General features: G+C 75.6%; 16 protein-coding genes. 12 read left to right on the top strand and 4 right to left on the bottom strand.

Going from position 1 to position 14,288, the window contains the following annotated elements; all coding sequences use genetic code 11:
* Nucleotides 1-7: 7 nt before the first annotated feature.
* From TK50_RS28575 to TK50_RS28545, 7 genes are all read left to right on the top strand, one after another.
* A complete protein-coding gene (locus tag TK50_RS28575) occupies nucleotides 8-292 on the top strand; it encodes a hypothetical protein (protein WP_241774139.1) in 285 nt (94 codons plus the stop codon).
* A complete protein-coding gene (locus TK50_RS28570; RefSeq protein WP_063838632.1) occupies nucleotides 292-2,361 on the top strand; it encodes a carboxylesterase/lipase family protein in 2,070 nt (689 codons plus the stop codon). Before TK50_RS28575 ends, TK50_RS28570 begins: the two co-directional genes overlap by 1 nt.
* A gap of 20 nt (nucleotides 2,362-2,381) precedes the next feature.
* Nucleotides 2,382-3,542 carry a sensor histidine kinase gene (locus tag TK50_RS28565; RefSeq protein ID WP_052503986.1) on the top strand — a complete coding sequence of 387 codons (1,161 nt, stop codon included), beginning with the start codon at nucleotides 2,382-2,384 and terminating at the stop codon, nucleotides 3,540-3,542.
* Nucleotides 3,539-4,144 carry a response regulator transcription factor gene (locus TK50_RS28560; protein ID WP_043968596.1) on the top strand — a complete coding sequence of 202 codons (606 nt, stop codon included), beginning with the start codon at nucleotides 3,539-3,541 and terminating at the stop codon, nucleotides 4,142-4,144. Before TK50_RS28565 ends, TK50_RS28560 begins: the two co-directional genes overlap by 4 nt.
* A 400-nt stretch (nucleotides 4,145-4,544) precedes the next feature.
* Nucleotides 4,545-5,021, top strand: a complete 477-nt coding sequence (locus TK50_RS28555; RefSeq protein ID WP_043968594.1) for a macro domain-containing protein — start codon at nucleotides 4,545-4,547, stop codon at nucleotides 5,019-5,021.
* Nucleotides 5,022-5,071: 50 nt separating this feature from the next.
* The gene (locus tag TK50_RS28550) at nucleotides 5,072-5,929 is read left to right on the top strand and encodes a hypothetical protein (protein ID WP_043968593.1); all 858 of its coding nucleotides are present in this window, start codon (nucleotides 5,072-5,074) and stop codon (nucleotides 5,927-5,929) included.
* 112 nt (nucleotides 5,930-6,041) lie between these two features.
* Entirely contained in the window at nucleotides 6,042-6,521 is a 480-nt protein-coding gene (locus tag TK50_RS28545) for a hypothetical protein (RefSeq protein WP_043968590.1), read from the top strand.
* 71 nt (nucleotides 6,522-6,592) lie between these two features.
* Here the strand turns inward: TK50_RS28545 and TK50_RS28540 are convergent, their stop codons facing one another.
* Both TK50_RS28540 and TK50_RS28535 read right to left on the bottom strand, forming a co-directional pair.
* Nucleotides 6,593-7,987, bottom strand: a complete 1,395-nt coding sequence (locus TK50_RS28540) for an FAD-dependent oxidoreductase (RefSeq protein ID WP_043968588.1) — start codon at nucleotides 7,985-7,987, stop codon at nucleotides 6,593-6,595.
* Nucleotides 7,988-8,027: 40 nt separating this feature from the next.
* Nucleotides 8,028-8,501: a GNAT family N-acetyltransferase gene (locus tag TK50_RS28535; RefSeq protein ID WP_043968587.1), complete on the bottom strand. Its 474-nt coding sequence runs from the start codon at nucleotides 8,499-8,501 to the stop codon at nucleotides 8,028-8,030.
* An 88-nt stretch (nucleotides 8,502-8,589) separates the two neighbouring features.
* Between TK50_RS28535 and TK50_RS28530 the strand changes: the two genes are divergently transcribed.
* From TK50_RS28530 to TK50_RS28515, 4 genes are all read left to right on the top strand, one after another.
* Nucleotides 8,590-8,991, top strand: a complete 402-nt coding sequence (locus tag TK50_RS28530) for an ArsR/SmtB family transcription factor (protein WP_043968585.1) — start codon at nucleotides 8,590-8,592, stop codon at nucleotides 8,989-8,991.
* Complete coding sequence (gene arsB / locus TK50_RS28525; RefSeq protein WP_043968583.1) at nucleotides 8,988-10,055, top strand: ACR3 family arsenite efflux transporter; 1,068 nt, start codon at nucleotides 8,988-8,990, stop codon at nucleotides 10,053-10,055. Before TK50_RS28530 ends, arsB begins: the two co-directional genes overlap by 4 nt.
* A 25-nt stretch (nucleotides 10,056-10,080) precedes the next feature.
* The gene (locus TK50_RS28520) at nucleotides 10,081-10,488 is read left to right on the top strand and encodes an arsenate reductase ArsC (RefSeq protein ID WP_043968581.1); all 408 of its coding nucleotides are present in this window, start codon (nucleotides 10,081-10,083) and stop codon (nucleotides 10,486-10,488) included.
* Nucleotides 10,489-10,615: 127 nt separating this feature from the next.
* Complete coding sequence (locus TK50_RS28515) at nucleotides 10,616-11,320, top strand: CBS domain-containing protein (protein ID WP_043968579.1); 705 nt, start codon at nucleotides 10,616-10,618, stop codon at nucleotides 11,318-11,320.
* A 37-nt stretch (nucleotides 11,321-11,357) separates the two neighbouring features.
* On the opposite strand, the gene TK50_RS28510 is transcribed toward TK50_RS28515, so the two are convergent.
* The gene (locus TK50_RS28510) at nucleotides 11,358-12,707 is read right to left on the bottom strand and encodes an MGH1-like glycoside hydrolase domain-containing protein (protein WP_043968577.1); all 1,350 of its coding nucleotides are present in this window, start codon (nucleotides 12,705-12,707) and stop codon (nucleotides 11,358-11,360) included.
* A complete protein-coding gene (locus tag TK50_RS28505; protein ID WP_043968574.1) occupies nucleotides 12,704-13,534 on the bottom strand; it encodes a sugar phosphate isomerase/epimerase family protein in 831 nt (276 codons plus the stop codon). Before TK50_RS28505 ends, TK50_RS28510 begins: the two co-directional genes overlap by 4 nt.
* Before the next feature lie 151 nt (nucleotides 13,535-13,685).
* Between TK50_RS28505 and TK50_RS28500 the strand changes: the two genes are divergently transcribed.
* Nucleotides 13,686-14,288 carry a class I SAM-dependent methyltransferase gene (locus tag TK50_RS28500; protein WP_043968573.1) on the top strand — a complete coding sequence of 201 codons (603 nt, stop codon included), beginning with the start codon at nucleotides 13,686-13,688 and terminating at the stop codon, nucleotides 14,286-14,288.

Raw genomic sequence — 14,288 nt, 5'->3', positions numbered from 1 at the left:
GCCGCTGGTGAGGCCCGCGCTCGCGCTGGAGCGGCACTGCGCGGCCGGGCCCACCTGGCGGTGCGCGGCCGACGGCGAGCCGTTCCCCTGCGCCGCATGGCGCAGCCTGCCCCTGGACGACCGCCTGCGCGGTGCGCTGCTGGCGGGCTTCACGCTCTTCCTGCGCCCGGCGATCCACGACCTGCGGGGCCGCCCGGAGGGCCCGACGCCGCCGCAGATCGTGCGGCGGTTCCTGTGGTTCCTGCCGATGACCGACGAGGAGGCGCGGGCGACCGCGCTGCGGTACCGCTGATGTCGGGAGGCCCGCACCTGCCGATGCGCCCCCTCTGGCTGTGCCGCCGCTGCGGGGCCCCGTGGCCGTGCGGCCCGGCGCGGCTGTCGCTGCTCGTCGAGTACCGGGGCGACCGCACCGCCCTGCTGTTCTACCTGGCGCTGCTCATGCAGGAGGCGACGGCGCACCTGACGGCGCTGAACCCGGCGAGCCCGCCCGGCGACCTCACCAACCGCTTCCTGTCCTGGGTACGCGCGCCGCGACCGCCCTCCGGAGCGCCCCGCCTCGGGCCGGTTCCGGGTGAAGAGGACCGGCCCGAGGCGGGGCTCGGCGCTGCCCGCCAGGACAATTGTCACCGCGCACCGGGTACCGGCGGTTCTGCCAGCGCCGGCCTGGCCGTTCGTAGCGTGCTGGGCATGGCTGACCTCGTTCTGTCCCGCACACTCAGATTCGGTGCCCTGATCCTGGCCGCGGTGCTCGCGGCGCAGGCCGCTGCGGCGCTGGCCGCCCCGGCGTCGCCGGCGAGCGCCGGGCCGGTCGTCCGGACCGACAGCGGACTCGTCCGCGGGGTGACCGGCACCGGCTTCCGGGCCTTCCACGGCGTGCCGTACGCGGCGCCCCCGACGGGCGAGGGCCGCTGGCGGGCCCCGCAGCCCGTGCCCGCCTGGTCCGGGGTCCGCGACGCGACCGCGCCGCCCGAGAGGTGCGCGCAGAACATGGTCGGCGGCCCGCCGGCCGGGGTCGAGGACTGCCTCTACCTGAACGTCACCGCGCCCACCACGCCGGGCCCACACCCGGTCCTGGTCTTCGTGCACGGCGGCAGCTTCCAGAACGGATCGGGCGTCGACTACGACCCGGCCCGGCTCGCCACCCGGGGCGGCCTGGTCGTGGTGACCATCAACTACCGGCTCGGGGTGTTCGGCTATCTGGGGCTGCCCGGGCTGGCCGGGTCCGGCACCTTCGGGCTTGCGGACCAGCAGGCCGCGCTGCGCTGGGTGCGACGCAACGCGGCCGCGTTCGGCGGGGATCCGGGCAACGTCACCCTCGACGGCGAATCGGCGGGTGCGGCAAGCGTCTGCGCGCAGCTCACCTCGCCGTCGGCTCGCGGCCTGTTCGACAAGGCGATCATGGAGTCCGGTTCGTGCCTGACCGACTGGCCGGACGCGCTGTTCCTTCCGGGGACCGAGGCCGGGGCGCAGTTCAGTCCCCGCACGACGGTCGAACGGGCCGGCTCGGCCCTCGCCGCCACGCTCGGCTGCCCGGCTGGGCAGGCGCTCGCCTGCCTGCGCGGCCAGGACCCGGCCGCGCTGCTCGCCGCGACGACCGGGACCGGCATCGAGGCGCTCACCACCCCGGCGTACGGGACGGCGCTGTTGCCGGTCTCACCGGCGGCGGCGTTGCGGGCCGGGAGGGCGCTGCGGGTCCCGGCGCTGGTCGGCAACAACCGCCACGAGCACCGGGCGTTCATCGGGTTCATGGAGATCACGCGGGGGGCCTACACCGCAGCCGACTACGAGGCGGCGCTGGGGGCGGCGTTCGGCGACCAGGCTGCCCGGGTGGCCGCGCGCTATCCGGTCGACGCCTACCCGACTCCGGGCCTGGCGTGGGCAGCGGCGGCGACCGACCGGATCTGGGCCTGCCCGACCCGCACCGCCCAACGCCTGCTCGCCCGGCACGCGCCGACCTACGCGTACGAGTTCGCCGAGGAGCACGGGCCGGCGCTGACCGCGGACTACCCCTGGGGCGCCGCGCACGGATACGAACTTCCGTACCTCTTCGACGTCGCCAACTTCCTGACGGTCGGCACGGTACAGCCCGAACTGGCCGCCGACATGATCGATTCATGGGCGCGCTTCGCGGCCACCGGGCGGGCGCCATGGCCTGCCGTACGCCCGACCGAGGCGGCACCCTACGCCCGGGTGTTCGCGGTCGGCCGAGGCGGCAGTGTCGACCTGGCCGCCGAGCACCAGTGCGCGTTCTGGGACACGATCGCCACGGAGGCCTCGGCAGGTGGTCGATCCGCCCCGGGTGCCACGCCCACGCCCGTCGGCCCCCGGTCCGCCCACCCGCGCTCGGCCCTGCGCCCCTGACCGCCGCTACGGTGTCCGTCATGTCCGGTGCTGCGGTCGACGCGACGATTCCCGTCGACCGCAGCACGCGACGCCGTGGGTTCGTCCTCGTGGCGGCCCACACGCTGTGGCTGTGGCTGCTGCTGCCGCCGGCCGCCGCGATCGCGCGGGGGCAGGTTCGGCCCGCGCCGGTGGCGGCGACCGGGCTGGTCGTCTTCGCGCTGCTCTATCTCGCGCTGGTGGCGGTGCCGGTGGCCGGCCTGGCCGTCCGGCCGGCTCTGCACCACGCCGGGCTGGTCCTGCTCGCGCTGCTCGGGGTCGCGCTCGCCGCGACGTATGCCGGTGCCCCGCAGGGGTGGCTGGCCCTGCTGATGTACGTCTGCTCCGCGGGCGCCGTGGGGCTGATCCGGGCGAACTGGGCCTTCGCCTGGGTCGGCGGCAGCGTCGCCGCCGTGCTGGTGATCGGGGCCGCGCGACGGTTGCCCGCTGACGACACCGCCAGGATCGCGCTGATCACCCTGCTCGCGGGTGCCATGACGCTGGCGTTCGCCCGGGTGGCCCGCCTGGTGGACGAGTTGCGCCGCACCCAGCGGGAACTGGCCCGCGCGGTGGTGGAACGGGAGCGGCTCCGGTTCGCCAAGGACCTGCACGACCTGCTCGGTCACACGCTGTCGCTGATGGTGGTGAAAGCCGAGGTGGCCCGCCGGCTCGCCTCGACGGACCCGCACCGGGCCGCGGCGGAGGCGGCCGACATCGAGCGCATCGGCCGCACCGCGCTCACCGAGGTACGCGAGGCGGTCACCGGCTACCGGGAGCACAGCTTCGGCAGGGAACTGGACAACGCCCGGACCGTCCTGGCCGGCGTCGGCATCACCGTCACCGTACGAGGAGATGTCCGTCGACTCGACGTCGAGGCCGACGACGCGTTCGGCTGGGTGCTCCGGGAGGGAGTGACGAACGTGCTGCGGCACAGCCGGGCCTCGCGATGCGACATCGGGGTCGACATCGACGCCGACGGGGCGGTGCTGACCATCCGGGACAACGGGGTGGGCGGTCGACCGGACCTTGGCAACGGCCTGCGTGGCCTCACCGAACGGCTCTCGCAGGTGGGCGGGACGTTGCAGGTCGGCCCGGCTCCCGGTGGCGGTCTGCTGCTCACCGGCCGGGTTCCCGCGCGCCCGAGGGCGACGGGGTCCGAATGATCCGGCTGCTGCTCGCGGAGGACCAGGGAATGATGCGTGGCGCGCTGGCCCTGCTGTTGAACCTCGAACCCGACATCGAGGTGGTGGCCCAGGCCGGAACCGCCGCCGAGGCGATGGAGGCTGCCCGCGAAGTTCGTCCGGACGTGGCGCTGCTGGACATCGAGATGCCCGACGGCAGCGGCCTGGACACCGCGGCGATGCTGCGGGAACAGGTGCCCGACTGCCGGGTGCTGATCCTCACCACGTTCGGCCGGCCCGGCTATCTGCGACAGGCGATGGAAGCCGGCGCGGCGGGGTTCCTGGTCAAGGACGGCCCCGTCGAGCAGCTCGCGGTGGCCGTCCGACGGGTGCTGGCCGGTCATCGGGTGATCGATCCGGCGCTCGCGGCGGCGGCGCTGGCGGCCGGCCCGAACCCGCTCACCTGCCGGGAGCGGCACGTGCTGACCGCCGCCGCAGACGGCGCCACGATCGCCGACATCGCCGCGCGCCTGCACCTGTCGGAGAGCACCATCCGCAACTACCTGTCGGCCGCCATCGGCAAGACCGGCACCCGTAACCGGATCGAGGCAGCCCTCAGCGCCCGGGCGAACGGCTGGATCTGAGGCCCGGCGGGCCGCGCGGGCGGTCAGCGCGGGACGGGCGACATCGGCTTGGTGCACAGCACGTCGGGCATGGCAGGTAGCCGAGCGCCTGCCAGAACCGCAGCCCGGCCGCGTTGTCCGGCATGACCAGCAGGTTCACCCTCGGGCAGCCCAGCACCACGGCCACCACATCGCCGAACGCCTCGCCGACGAGGAACAGCTCGGGGTCCCGGGGTGAGCCTGGCGGCCAGCTCGGCCCGGGGCACGACGTCGCGGCCGGCCGCGGTCCACACCGCCGCGACGGCGTCGTAGTCGCTCCAGCGGAACTGCCGGATGCTCAGCACGGCCTGTCTCCTCTCCCCGGTCATGGTCGTTGGATAACGAAGTCGACGGCAGCCAGCACCGGTGGGAGCATCACCGGGTGGCACCACTGCAGATCATCAGGGGCGACGCGACCAGCCCGCAGGCCAGGGGCCCGAAGATCATCGCCCACGTGTGCAACGACATCGGCGGGTGGGGCAAGGGCTTCGTCCTGGCCGTGTCCCGCCGGTGGCCGGAGCCCGAACGCGCCTACCGGCGGTGGCACCGCGAGCGTTCCGGCAACGACTTCGGCCTCGGCGCGACCCAGTTGGTCCAGGTCCGGCCCGACACCTGGGTGGCCAACATGGTCGCCCAGCGCGGCATCCGCACCGGCAGCAACGGGCCCCCGATCCGGTACGACGCCGTCGAGCGCTGCCTCGACGCCGTCGCCGCGCACGCCACGCGGCTGTCCGCCAGCGTCCACCTGCCGCGCATCGGCTGTGGCCTGGCCGGCGGCCGGTGGGAGCGCATCGAGCCGCTCGTCGTCGCGGCCCTGTGCGACCGCGACATCACCACCACCGTCTACGACCACGACTGACCGGTGCCCGCCGGTGCGGACATGTCAGGGCCCGCAGACATAATGCCCCCGTGTCGCATGCCGATCTCACGTTGTCCGCCTGGTCGAGTCTGTCCGACGATGCCGCGGCCCGCACCGCCGCCGCCATCGCGCGGAGCACCGGAACGCGCCTGACCAGCGTCGGGCCGCACGCGTACGCCGGCCGAAGCGGCCGGGTCGCCTTCTTCGACCGGGACGGGGCCAGCTTCGCCCTCGTGCCGGGCGGCACCGCACAGCTCGGCCACGACCCCGACCGCTTCGTTCCCGACGCCCGGCTGCGCGCCGACTTCGCCCAGGCCAGCACGGAGTGGGCCCTCACCGAGCCGCTCGACCGCTTCCTGGCCGAGGTGACCTCGCCGCCGCGTCGCGTGTCCCTGCCGGCCCGTCTCGTCGCGGTCCGCTCCGTGGAGGCCGACGCGCTGCTGCCCGCCGACGACGATGACGATGACGATTCCGAGGGCGAGGACGGCCCCGAGGACGGCGACGAGGACGACGGTCACGCGTGGCTGATGGGCGGGCTCGACCGCCTCGGCCTGCGACCGCCGACTCCCGACGAGTGGGAGTACGCCTGCGGGGCCGGGGCCACCACCCTGTTCCGGTGGGGCGACGGGTATCCCGAGGGCCTGCCCTACGGCACGGTGCCGCTCATCCAGGAGCCGAACCTGTTCGGGCTGTTCATCGGCGACGACCCGTACCGCGCCGAGTTCACCGCCGACCCGGCGGTCCTGTGCGGCGGCGACGGCGGCGCGGCGCTCTGCGGGGGCTACGGCAGCTTCCTGAGCTGGATCGTCCTCGCCACCGCCTACCGGGAGCGGGAGCTGGCGGAGACCGTGCACGACGGCGGCCTGATCGGGGAGACGCCGGTGCGCCCCGTCGCGCCGATCCCCTGAGCCGGGGGCCGCTGCCGGGGCACGCCGGCCGGTCACCGCGGCCCGGATGACCCGACACCCTACGATCCATCGGGTACGGCCATCGCCCGTTCTCAGGCTCGGAAGAGGAACCGTGGACTCGTCCCTTGCGATCCTCATCGGCGGCACGGCGGTCTTCGCCGGCGGCGTCGGCTACCTGGTGGCCCGTCGGGACGCCGACCGGCGGCGTGCCGGCCTGGCCGCCGTCGGGGCGGCCGGCGGCGTCGCCGCGAGCTTCCTCCTCATGCTGTACCTCGCGACGGTCGCCCTGCCCGCCACGGTGGGGCTCGTCGCGTTCCTCGCCGGCCTGGTCGCCTACCTGGCGTTCCGGCGCGACCTCGGCCGGCGACGGGCCGCGCTGGCCGCGTCCGGGGCGGGGGCCTTCGTCGCCGCGGGCTTCCTGTTCGTGGTCTACCTCGCGGTGATCGCCTTCGTCGTCGCCGTCGGCGTCTACCTCCTGGCCCGGGACCGGCTGCGGATCAGCCAGGCGGTGATCCTGACGGGCACCACGCTCGGCGGGCTGCTGGCCGCGTCCGCCCTCGTCTTCTGGGTCAGCCTGAGCTACGTGATGTGACCGCGGCCGGGGCGCGGTGCCGCCGCGCCCCGGCCGCCCCCAGATCGAGGTGGCGGCCAACAGCGGCCGGGTCAGCCGGCGCAGCACCCGCCCGCGCCGGAGTCCACGGTGGCCGGTGGCAGCGCGGCGAGCAGCCCGCCGGACAGGCCGGTGGCCAGGCCCCGGGCGGCCGGCTGCGGGGCGGGGCCGCAGCAGTTCTCCCCGTCGACGGAGTCGGCCGGGTCGCTGCTGCACACCCCGGTCTCGGGCAGTTCCAGCCGTACGTCGCGGGCCGCCGCCCAGTCACCGGCGAGGGCGGCGACGACCGAGCGGACCTGCTCGTAGCCGGTGGCCATGAGGAACGTCGGCGCGCGCCCGTAGCTCTTCATGCCGACCGCGTAGTAGCCGGGCTCGGGGTGGCTCAGCTCGTCGACGCCGTGCGGCGGGACGGTGCCGCAGGAGTGCTCGTTGGGGTCGATCAGCGGGGCCAGGGCCCGGGTCGCGCCGAGCACCGGGTCGAGGTCGAGGCGCAGCTCGGCGGCGATGCCGTGGTCGGGGCGGAAGCCGGTGGCGGCGACGATCCGGTCGACGGTCACCGACTCCTGCCCGCCGTCGGGGCGGCGCACGGTGACGGTGACGCGGTCGCCGGCCGGGTCGAGGGCGTGCACGGAGAAGCCGGTGAGCAGCCGGATCCGGCCCGCCTCGACGTGGGCGCGTAGCCGGGAGCCGAGGGCGCCCCGGGCGGGCAGCGCGTCGGCGTCGCCGCCGCCGTAGGCGCGGGTCGGCGAGGCCGCGCGGATCGCCCAGGTCACCTCCGTGCCGGGCGCGTCGGCGGCCAGCTCGGCGAGGGAGAGCAGCGTGTTGGCGGCGGAGTGGCCGGCGCCGACGACGAGGGTGTGCCGGCCGGCGAACCGGTCGCGGTGCGCGCCGAGCACGTCCGGCAACGCATGGTCCAGGTACGCCCCGGCGCTCGCCTCGCCCCGGGCCGGCAGGCCGGAGGCCCCGAGCACGTTCGGGGTGTCCCAGGTGCCGGAGGCGTCGATCACCGCGCGGGCCAGCAGCTCCTCGCCGTCGGCGAGCCGGACGAGGAACGGGGCCTGCTCGCGGCCGGCGGTGCGCAACCGGTCGAGGCCGAGCCGGCTGATCGCCACCACCCGGGCGCTCAGCCGCACCTTCGGCGCGATCTGCGGCAGCTCCGCGAGGGGCCGCAGGTACGCGTCGACCAGCTCGTCGCCGGTGGGCAGCGCGTCGGGGTCCGGTGCCGCCCAGCCGCTGTCGGCGAGCAGGCGGCGGGCGGCGTCGTCGATGTCGTAGCGCCAGGGCGAGAAGGCGCGCACGTGCCCCCACCGGCGCACGGCCGCGCCGACGCTCTCCCCCGCCTCCAGGACGGTGCAGGGCAGGCCGCGCTCGTGCAGGTGCGCGGCGGCGGCGAGGCCGACGGGGCCGGCGCCGATCACCACGACGGGCAGGTCGTCGAGGACGGTCACGGGTTTCCTCCAGGTGGGTCGGATCAGCGGGATGTGGCGGTCAGCCGACGACGGTGCTGCGGCGTTCCAGCAGCACCACGTCGCGCCAGCGGCCGTGGTGCCGGCCGACCCGCTCCCGTACGCCGACGGTCCGGAAGCCGGCCCGCGCGTGCAGGGCGAGGCTGGCGGCGTTCTCCGGGAAGATCCCGGACTGGATGGTCCAGATCCCGGCGGCCTCGGTGCCGGTGATCAACGCGTCGAGCAGGAGCCGGGCGACACCTCTGCCCCGGGCCGCCGGGTCGACGTAGACGGAGTGCTCGACGACGCCCGCGTAGACGGGGCGGGTCGAGGTGGGCGACACCGCGACCCAGCCGAGCACGGTGTCGGCGTCGTCGACGGCGACGAGGCGGTGGGCGGCCAGCCGGGACGCGTCGAACGCTTCCCAGGTGGGGGCGACGGTCTCGAAGCTGGCGTCGCCGCCGTCGAGGCCGGCCTGGTAGATGGCGAGGACCGGTGCGGCGTCGGCGGCGACCATGGCGCGGATCAGCAATGCAGCCTCCCTGTCTCGACATCCGTCGAAGCAGAGGCTTGCACGCTGATTAGACATCTGTCAACCTAGAGCGATGTCGAAACAAGCGCCGGACCGCATCGCCAGCCCCTGCTGTGCGCCCCTCATGCAGCGTCGGGTGCCGACCGAGGCGGCGGCGGCGCTCGCCCCGGCGTTCAAGGCGCTGGGCGACCCGGTGCGGCTGCAACTGCTGTCGATGATCGCCTCCGCCGAGGGCGGCGAGATCTGCGTGTGCGACCTCACCCCCGCCTTCGACCTGACCGGGCCGACGATCTCCCACCACCTGCGGGTGCTGCGCGAGGCGGGCCTGGTCGACGCCGAGCGGCGCGGCACCTGGGTCTGGTACCGGGCCCGGCCGGCGCTGCTGGGCCAGCTCGCGGCGCTGCTCACCGTCGAGCCGGCCGCCGGCACCGGCGGGGCCGCCCCGGCCACCGGCACCTCCCGGGAGTGCGCGTGAGCACCACCCACGCCGACGCCGCCGAGACCGCGGTGGTCGCCCGGCTGTCCCGCCTCGACCGGTTCCTGCCCGTCTGGATCGGTCTGGCCATGGCCGCCGGCCTGCTGCTGGGCCGGGCCGTCCCCGGCCTGGACCGGGCGCTCGACGCGGTGCAGCTCGGCGGCATCTCGCTGCCGATCGCCCTCGGCCTGCTGGTCATGATGTATCCGGTGCTGGCCAAGGTCCGCTACGACCGCCTCGACACGGTCACCGGCAACCGCCGGCTCCTCGTCTCCTCGCTGGCGCTCAACTGGATCGTCGGCCCCGCGCTGATGTTCGCCCTCGCCTGGATCTTCCTGGCCGATCAGCCCGCCTACCGCACCGGGCTGATCATCGTCGGCCTGGCCCGCTGCATCGCCATGGTGATCATCTGGAACGACCTCGCCTGCGGCGACCGGGAGGCCGCCGCCGTGCTGGTCGCCCTGAACTCGGTGTTCCAGGTGCTCGCCTTCGGGCTGCTCGGCTGGTTCTACCTGGCCGTGCTCCCCGGCTGGCTCGGCCTGTCCGGTGCGGAGCTTGCGGTCTCGGGCTGGGACATCGCCCGCAATGTGCTCATCTTCCTCGGCGTGCCGCTGCTCGCCGGCTGGCTCACCCGCCGCCTCGGCGAACGCGCCCGGGGCCGCGAGTGGTACGAGTCGCGGCTGCTGCCCCGGATCGGCCCCGCCGCCCTGTACGGGCTGCTGTTCACCATCGTCGTGCTCTTCGCGTTGCAGGGCGACGCGATCACCGGCCGGCCGCTCGACGTGGCCCGCATCGCGGTGCCGTTGCTGGTCTACTTCGCGCTCATGTGGGCCGGGGCGTACCTGCTCGGCCGGGCGATCGGCCTCGGCTACGCGCGCACCACCACCCTCGCCTTCACCGCCGCCGGCAACAACTTCGAGCTGGCCATCGCCGTGGCCATCGGCACCTTCGGCGTCGCCTCCGGCCAGGCCCTCGCCGGGGTCGTCGGCCCGCTGATCGAGGTGCCCGTCCTCGTCGGCCTGGTCTACGTCTCGCTGTGGCTGCGCCGGCACTTCACCCACTGACCCCACCACCTCGGAGGAAACCACCGTGGCCGACAAGCCCAGCGTCCTGTTCGTCTGCGTGCACAACGCGGGCCGCTCCCAGATGGCCGCCGGCTGGCTGCGCCACCTCGCGGGCGACGCCGTCGAGGTCCGCTCCGCCGGCTCCGCCCCCGCCGACACGGTCAACCCGGCCGCCGTCGAGGCCATGGCCGAGGTGGGCATCGACATCACCGACCAGCGGCCCAAGCTGCTGGAGTACGCCACCGCCGAGTCCTCCGACGTGATCGTCACCATGGGCTGCGGCGACGCCTGCCCCGTCTTCCCCGGCAAGCGCTACGAGGACTGGAAGCTCGACGACCCGGCCGGGCAGGGGGTCGAGGCCGTGCGGCCCATCCGCGACGAGATCCGTTCCCGGGTGGAGGCGCTGCTGCGCGAGCTGTCCCCCGCCCGCTGAGGTCCACCCGCCGGGACCTCCGGCCCGTGGGGTACGGGCAGGAGGTCCCCGCGTTCGCCGGGCCGGCCGGCCCTGCCCGCCACCACCCGCCCGCTCCTACGGTCGGGGTGGAACGAGGGAGGTCGCCATGCGGGCGTGGCAGGTGCGGGACGTGATGACGACGGACGTCGCGGCGGTACGGGAGGGCACGGCGTACCGCGAGATCGTCGACGTGCTCACCGGCTGGCGCGTCACCGCGGCGCCGGTGGTGGACGGCGCGCGGCGGGTCCTCGGGGTGGTCTCCGAGGCGGACCTGCTGCACAAGGTGGAGCTGCTCGGGCAGCCGCACGAGCGGCGGGTGTTCGTCGGCCGCCGGCACCGCGAGGCGCAGGTCAAGGCCGGGGCGACGCTCGCCGCCGACCTGATGAGCGCCCCGGCGGTCACCGTCGGGCCGGACGCGTCCTGCGTGGAGGCGGCGCGGCTCATGACCCAGCGGCACGTCAAGCGGCTGCCGGTGGTCGACGACCTGGGCCGGTTGGTGGGCATCGTGACCCGTGGCGACCTGCTCCGGGTGCACCTGCGCCCCGACGGCGACATCCGCGCCGACGTGGTGGGCGAGGTGCTGCGCCGGACGCTGGGCGTCCGCGACGACGTCGTCGACGTCACCGTGCACGAGGGCGTGGTCACCCTCACCGGCCAGCTCGAACGCCGGTCCACGGTGCGCCTGGCGCTGCGGCTGGCCGCGCAGGTCAGCGGGGTCGTCGAGGTGGTCGACGCGCTCGGGTACGCCGTCGACGACATCCCGCTGTCCGCGCTGCGGGTGGGCGGCGGAACCCCGGCGGGCGTGGCCTGAGCTCCGGCGGCCGGCCGGCCCGCCCGTGGGCCGCCGCTCAGGTTTCGGCGAGGACGTCGAGCAGCAGCGCGGCGGTCCAGCCGAACGCGGGCGAGCCGAGCCCGGCCCCGGTGTCGGGGTGGAAGTACTCGTGGCAGCCGGCGGTCGCGACGAGGTCGATCATCGAGTCGCGCAGCCCGGCGGCCAGGTCGAACCGGTGGTGGGCGCGCAGCCCCCGCCACAGCAGCCAGTTGAGGTTCTGCCAGCTCGGGCCCCGCCAGTAGCGCAGCGGCTCGAAGTCGGGCGCGGTGCGGTCGTGGCTGGGCAGCGGCCGGTCCATCCGGGCCGCCAGCCCGAACCGGGGCGAGCAGGCCTCGGCGAGCAGCGCCGCGACCGGCCGGGCGGGCAGGCCGGGCAGCGCCAGGGGCATGAGGCCCAGCGCGGTGCGGGCCGGGACGAGCCGGCCGGTGCGCAGGTCCCGGGGGTGGAAGGTGCCGCCGACCGGGTCGTACAGCCGGTCCACCAGGGCGGCGGTGATGCGGACCGCGCGCTCGCGGTGCGGGCCCGGGTCGGCCCCGGTCTCGCGGGCGATCGCGGCGAGCGCGTGCTCGGCGAGCCCCAGCGCCGTGTTCAGCAGCGGGCACTCCACCAGGAACGGGTGCCGCCCGTCCAGCCCGTCGTCGCGGTATCCGCCGGCCCGGTAGGCGTCGACCAGCGCGACGTAGCGCGCGTAGTCCAGGTCGGTGGGGCGGTGCGCGGCGTCGGCGTGCGCGGTGTCGTGCCGCCGGTACGCCCGCATGACCGCCGCGTCGGCGGGCACCGCGGCCAGCGGCGGGTCCCAGGCGGGGCTGTTGTCCAGCCCGGACTCCCACGGGTGCACGATGCTGGCGAGCCCGGCCCCGCCGACGTCGCGCCGGTCGGTGAGGTAGCGCTGCCAGGCGACCAGCCGGGGGTAGAGCCAGGCCAGCTCGGCCCGGCTGCGCTCCGACGGCGCCCGGCGGTGCACCAGCCACGCGGCGAGGGCGTGCACGGGCGGCTGGACGATGCCGGAGGTGGCCACGTCGGGCGCGCCGGGCGCCCGCGCGGAATCCCAGAACTCGGGCCCCGGGAAATACGACCCGGCGCGCAGGGCGGGGTTGAACACGATGTGCGGCACCCGCCCGTCGGCCCACTGGGCGGCGAACAGGGTGCGCAGCTCCCGCCAGGCCCGGTCGGGGCGCACGTGGGCCAGGCCCACGGCGACGAACGCCGAGTCCCAGCTCCACTGGTGCGGGTAGAGGGTGCGCGACGGGACGGTGTGGTCGTGCTCCCAGTTGCCGTCGAGGGTGGCCGCCGCCAGCCGCCACAGCGCCCCCGCCTCCCGGGCTCGGGCCGGTGCGCCGCCTTCGGCGGCGGTGCCCGTGCTCACGCGGCCATCCGCCGGGGCTCGGCGTGCCGCAGCACGGTGACCGCTTGGTGCAGCGCCTGCACCGGCTCGCCGCGCAGCCGGCACCCCAGCGCCAGCCAGCCCGGGTAGCCGAGGTCGCGCAGGGTGCGCACGAGCTCCGGCCAGTCGAGGTGGCCGGCGCCGGGCTGGTGCCGGTTGGTGTCGCTGACCTGCACGTGCCCGAGGTAGGGGGCGGCGGCCCGCAGGGCGGCGTGCACGTCGTCCTCCTCGATGTTCATGTGGAACGTGTCGGCGGCGACCCGCACCGAGGGCAGGCCGACGGCCGCGCAGAGCGCCACCGCCTCGTCGAGCCGGTTGACCAGGTGGTCCTCGTACCGGTTGAGCGGTGCGAGGAACAGGGTGACACCCTCGGCGCGGGCGTGTTCGCCCAGGGTGCCGAGGGCGTCCAGGAGGGCCTGGCGGTCGCCGGCCGGCGGGCGGGGCGGCTGGAACGGCGGCAGCCGGCGGGCGGGCGTCGCCCGGGCGGCGGGGGTCGTCACCCCGACGCCGCCCAGCTCGGCGACGACGGAGAGCTGGGAGCGCAGGTCGCGTACCGCGTCGGCGGAGCGCTCGGGGTCGACGTCGCCGATGAGGGGGCCCGGCTCGACGCGGACGGTCGGCATGACCACCCCGGCGGCGCGGGCGCGGCGCAGCTCCGGCAGCCGGCGGGCGAGGGCCAGCTCGCCCCGGCCGCGCAGCTCGATGCCGGCGAAGCCGAGCGCGGCGGCGAGGGCGTGCTTGCGGATCAGGTCGTCGCCGGGGAGCAGCTGCTCCTGGCAGGCCAGCGGAAGGGTCGGCGGAATGGTCATGGGCACCTCAGCACGCATCCCGGTAGCACCAGGCTTCAGTATAGAGCTAAAAATCGGCATATGTCTTGTTATTGATCAATCGGCACCCTTCCGGTGGGGCGGAGAAGGGCTGACCGCGAGCGTGACGGGTCGGCTCGGCTAGCGTGGGGCGATGGCAGACCCGACCCGATGGGTGACCGACACCGGCCCCGAACACTCGCAGTGGTACGTCGACCGGTTCCGCCGGCTCGCGGCCGAGGGCGCCGACCTGGCCGGCGAGGCCCGGCTGCTGGACGCGATGGTGCCGCCGCGCGCCCGCGTCCTCGACGCCGGCTGCGGCACCGGCCGGGTGGGCGCGGCGCTGCACGCCCGGGGCCACACGGTGGTGGGCGTCGACGCCGACCCGGTGCTGGTCGAGGCGGCCGGTGTCGACCACCCCGGTCCCCGCTGGCTCGTCGCCGACCTGGCGGAGCTGGACCTCGCGGCGGCCGGGGAGCCCGAGCCGTTCGACGCCGCCGTGCTGGCCGGCAACGTGATGGCGTTCGTCGCCCCCGGCACCGAGCGGCGGGTGCTCGGCCGGGTCGCCGCGCACGTGCGCCCCGACGGGGCGGTGGTGGTCGGCTTCGGCACCGACCGGGGCTACCGGCTCACCGACTTCGACGCCGACGCGGTCGCCGCCGGCCTCCGGCTGGAGCACCGCTTCGCCACCTGGGACCTGCGGCCGTGGCGCGACGACGCCGACTTCGCGGTCACCGTGCTGCGCCGCCCCGCCTGA

The sequence above is a fragment of the Micromonospora haikouensis genome, from assembly GCF_000876225.1.
Taxonomy (GTDB): domain Bacteria; phylum Actinomycetota; class Actinomycetes; order Mycobacteriales; family Micromonosporaceae; genus Micromonospora; species Micromonospora haikouensis.
This window is presented reverse-complemented; position numbering and strand designations above follow the sequence as displayed.

Coding starts and splice junctions, on each gene's coding strand:
- TK50_RS28530 (WP_043968585.1), top strand. CDS start 8,590: ATGTCGAAACAAGCGCCGGACCGCATCGCCAGCCCCTGCTGTGCGCCC.
- TK50_RS28535 (WP_043968587.1), bottom strand. CDS start 8,501: ATGGTCGCCGCCGACGCCGCACCGGTCCTCGCCATCTACCAGGCCGGC.
- TK50_RS28515 (WP_043968579.1), top strand. CDS start 10,616: ATGCGGGCGTGGCAGGTGCGGGACGTGATGACGACGGACGTCGCGGCG.
- TK50_RS28500 (WP_043968573.1), top strand. CDS start 13,686: ATGGCAGACCCGACCCGATGGGTGACCGACACCGGCCCCGAACACTCG.
- TK50_RS28570 (WP_063838632.1), top strand. CDS start 292: ATGTCGGGAGGCCCGCACCTGCCGATGCGCCCCCTCTGGCTGTGCCGC.
- TK50_RS28505 (WP_043968574.1), bottom strand. CDS start 13,534: ATGACCATTCCGCCGACCCTTCCGCTGGCCTGCCAGGAGCAGCTGCTC.
- TK50_RS28565 (WP_052503986.1), top strand. CDS start 2,382: ATGTCCGGTGCTGCGGTCGACGCGACGATTCCCGTCGACCGCAGCACG.
- TK50_RS28560 (WP_043968596.1), top strand. CDS start 3,539: ATGATCCGGCTGCTGCTCGCGGAGGACCAGGGAATGATGCGTGGCGCG.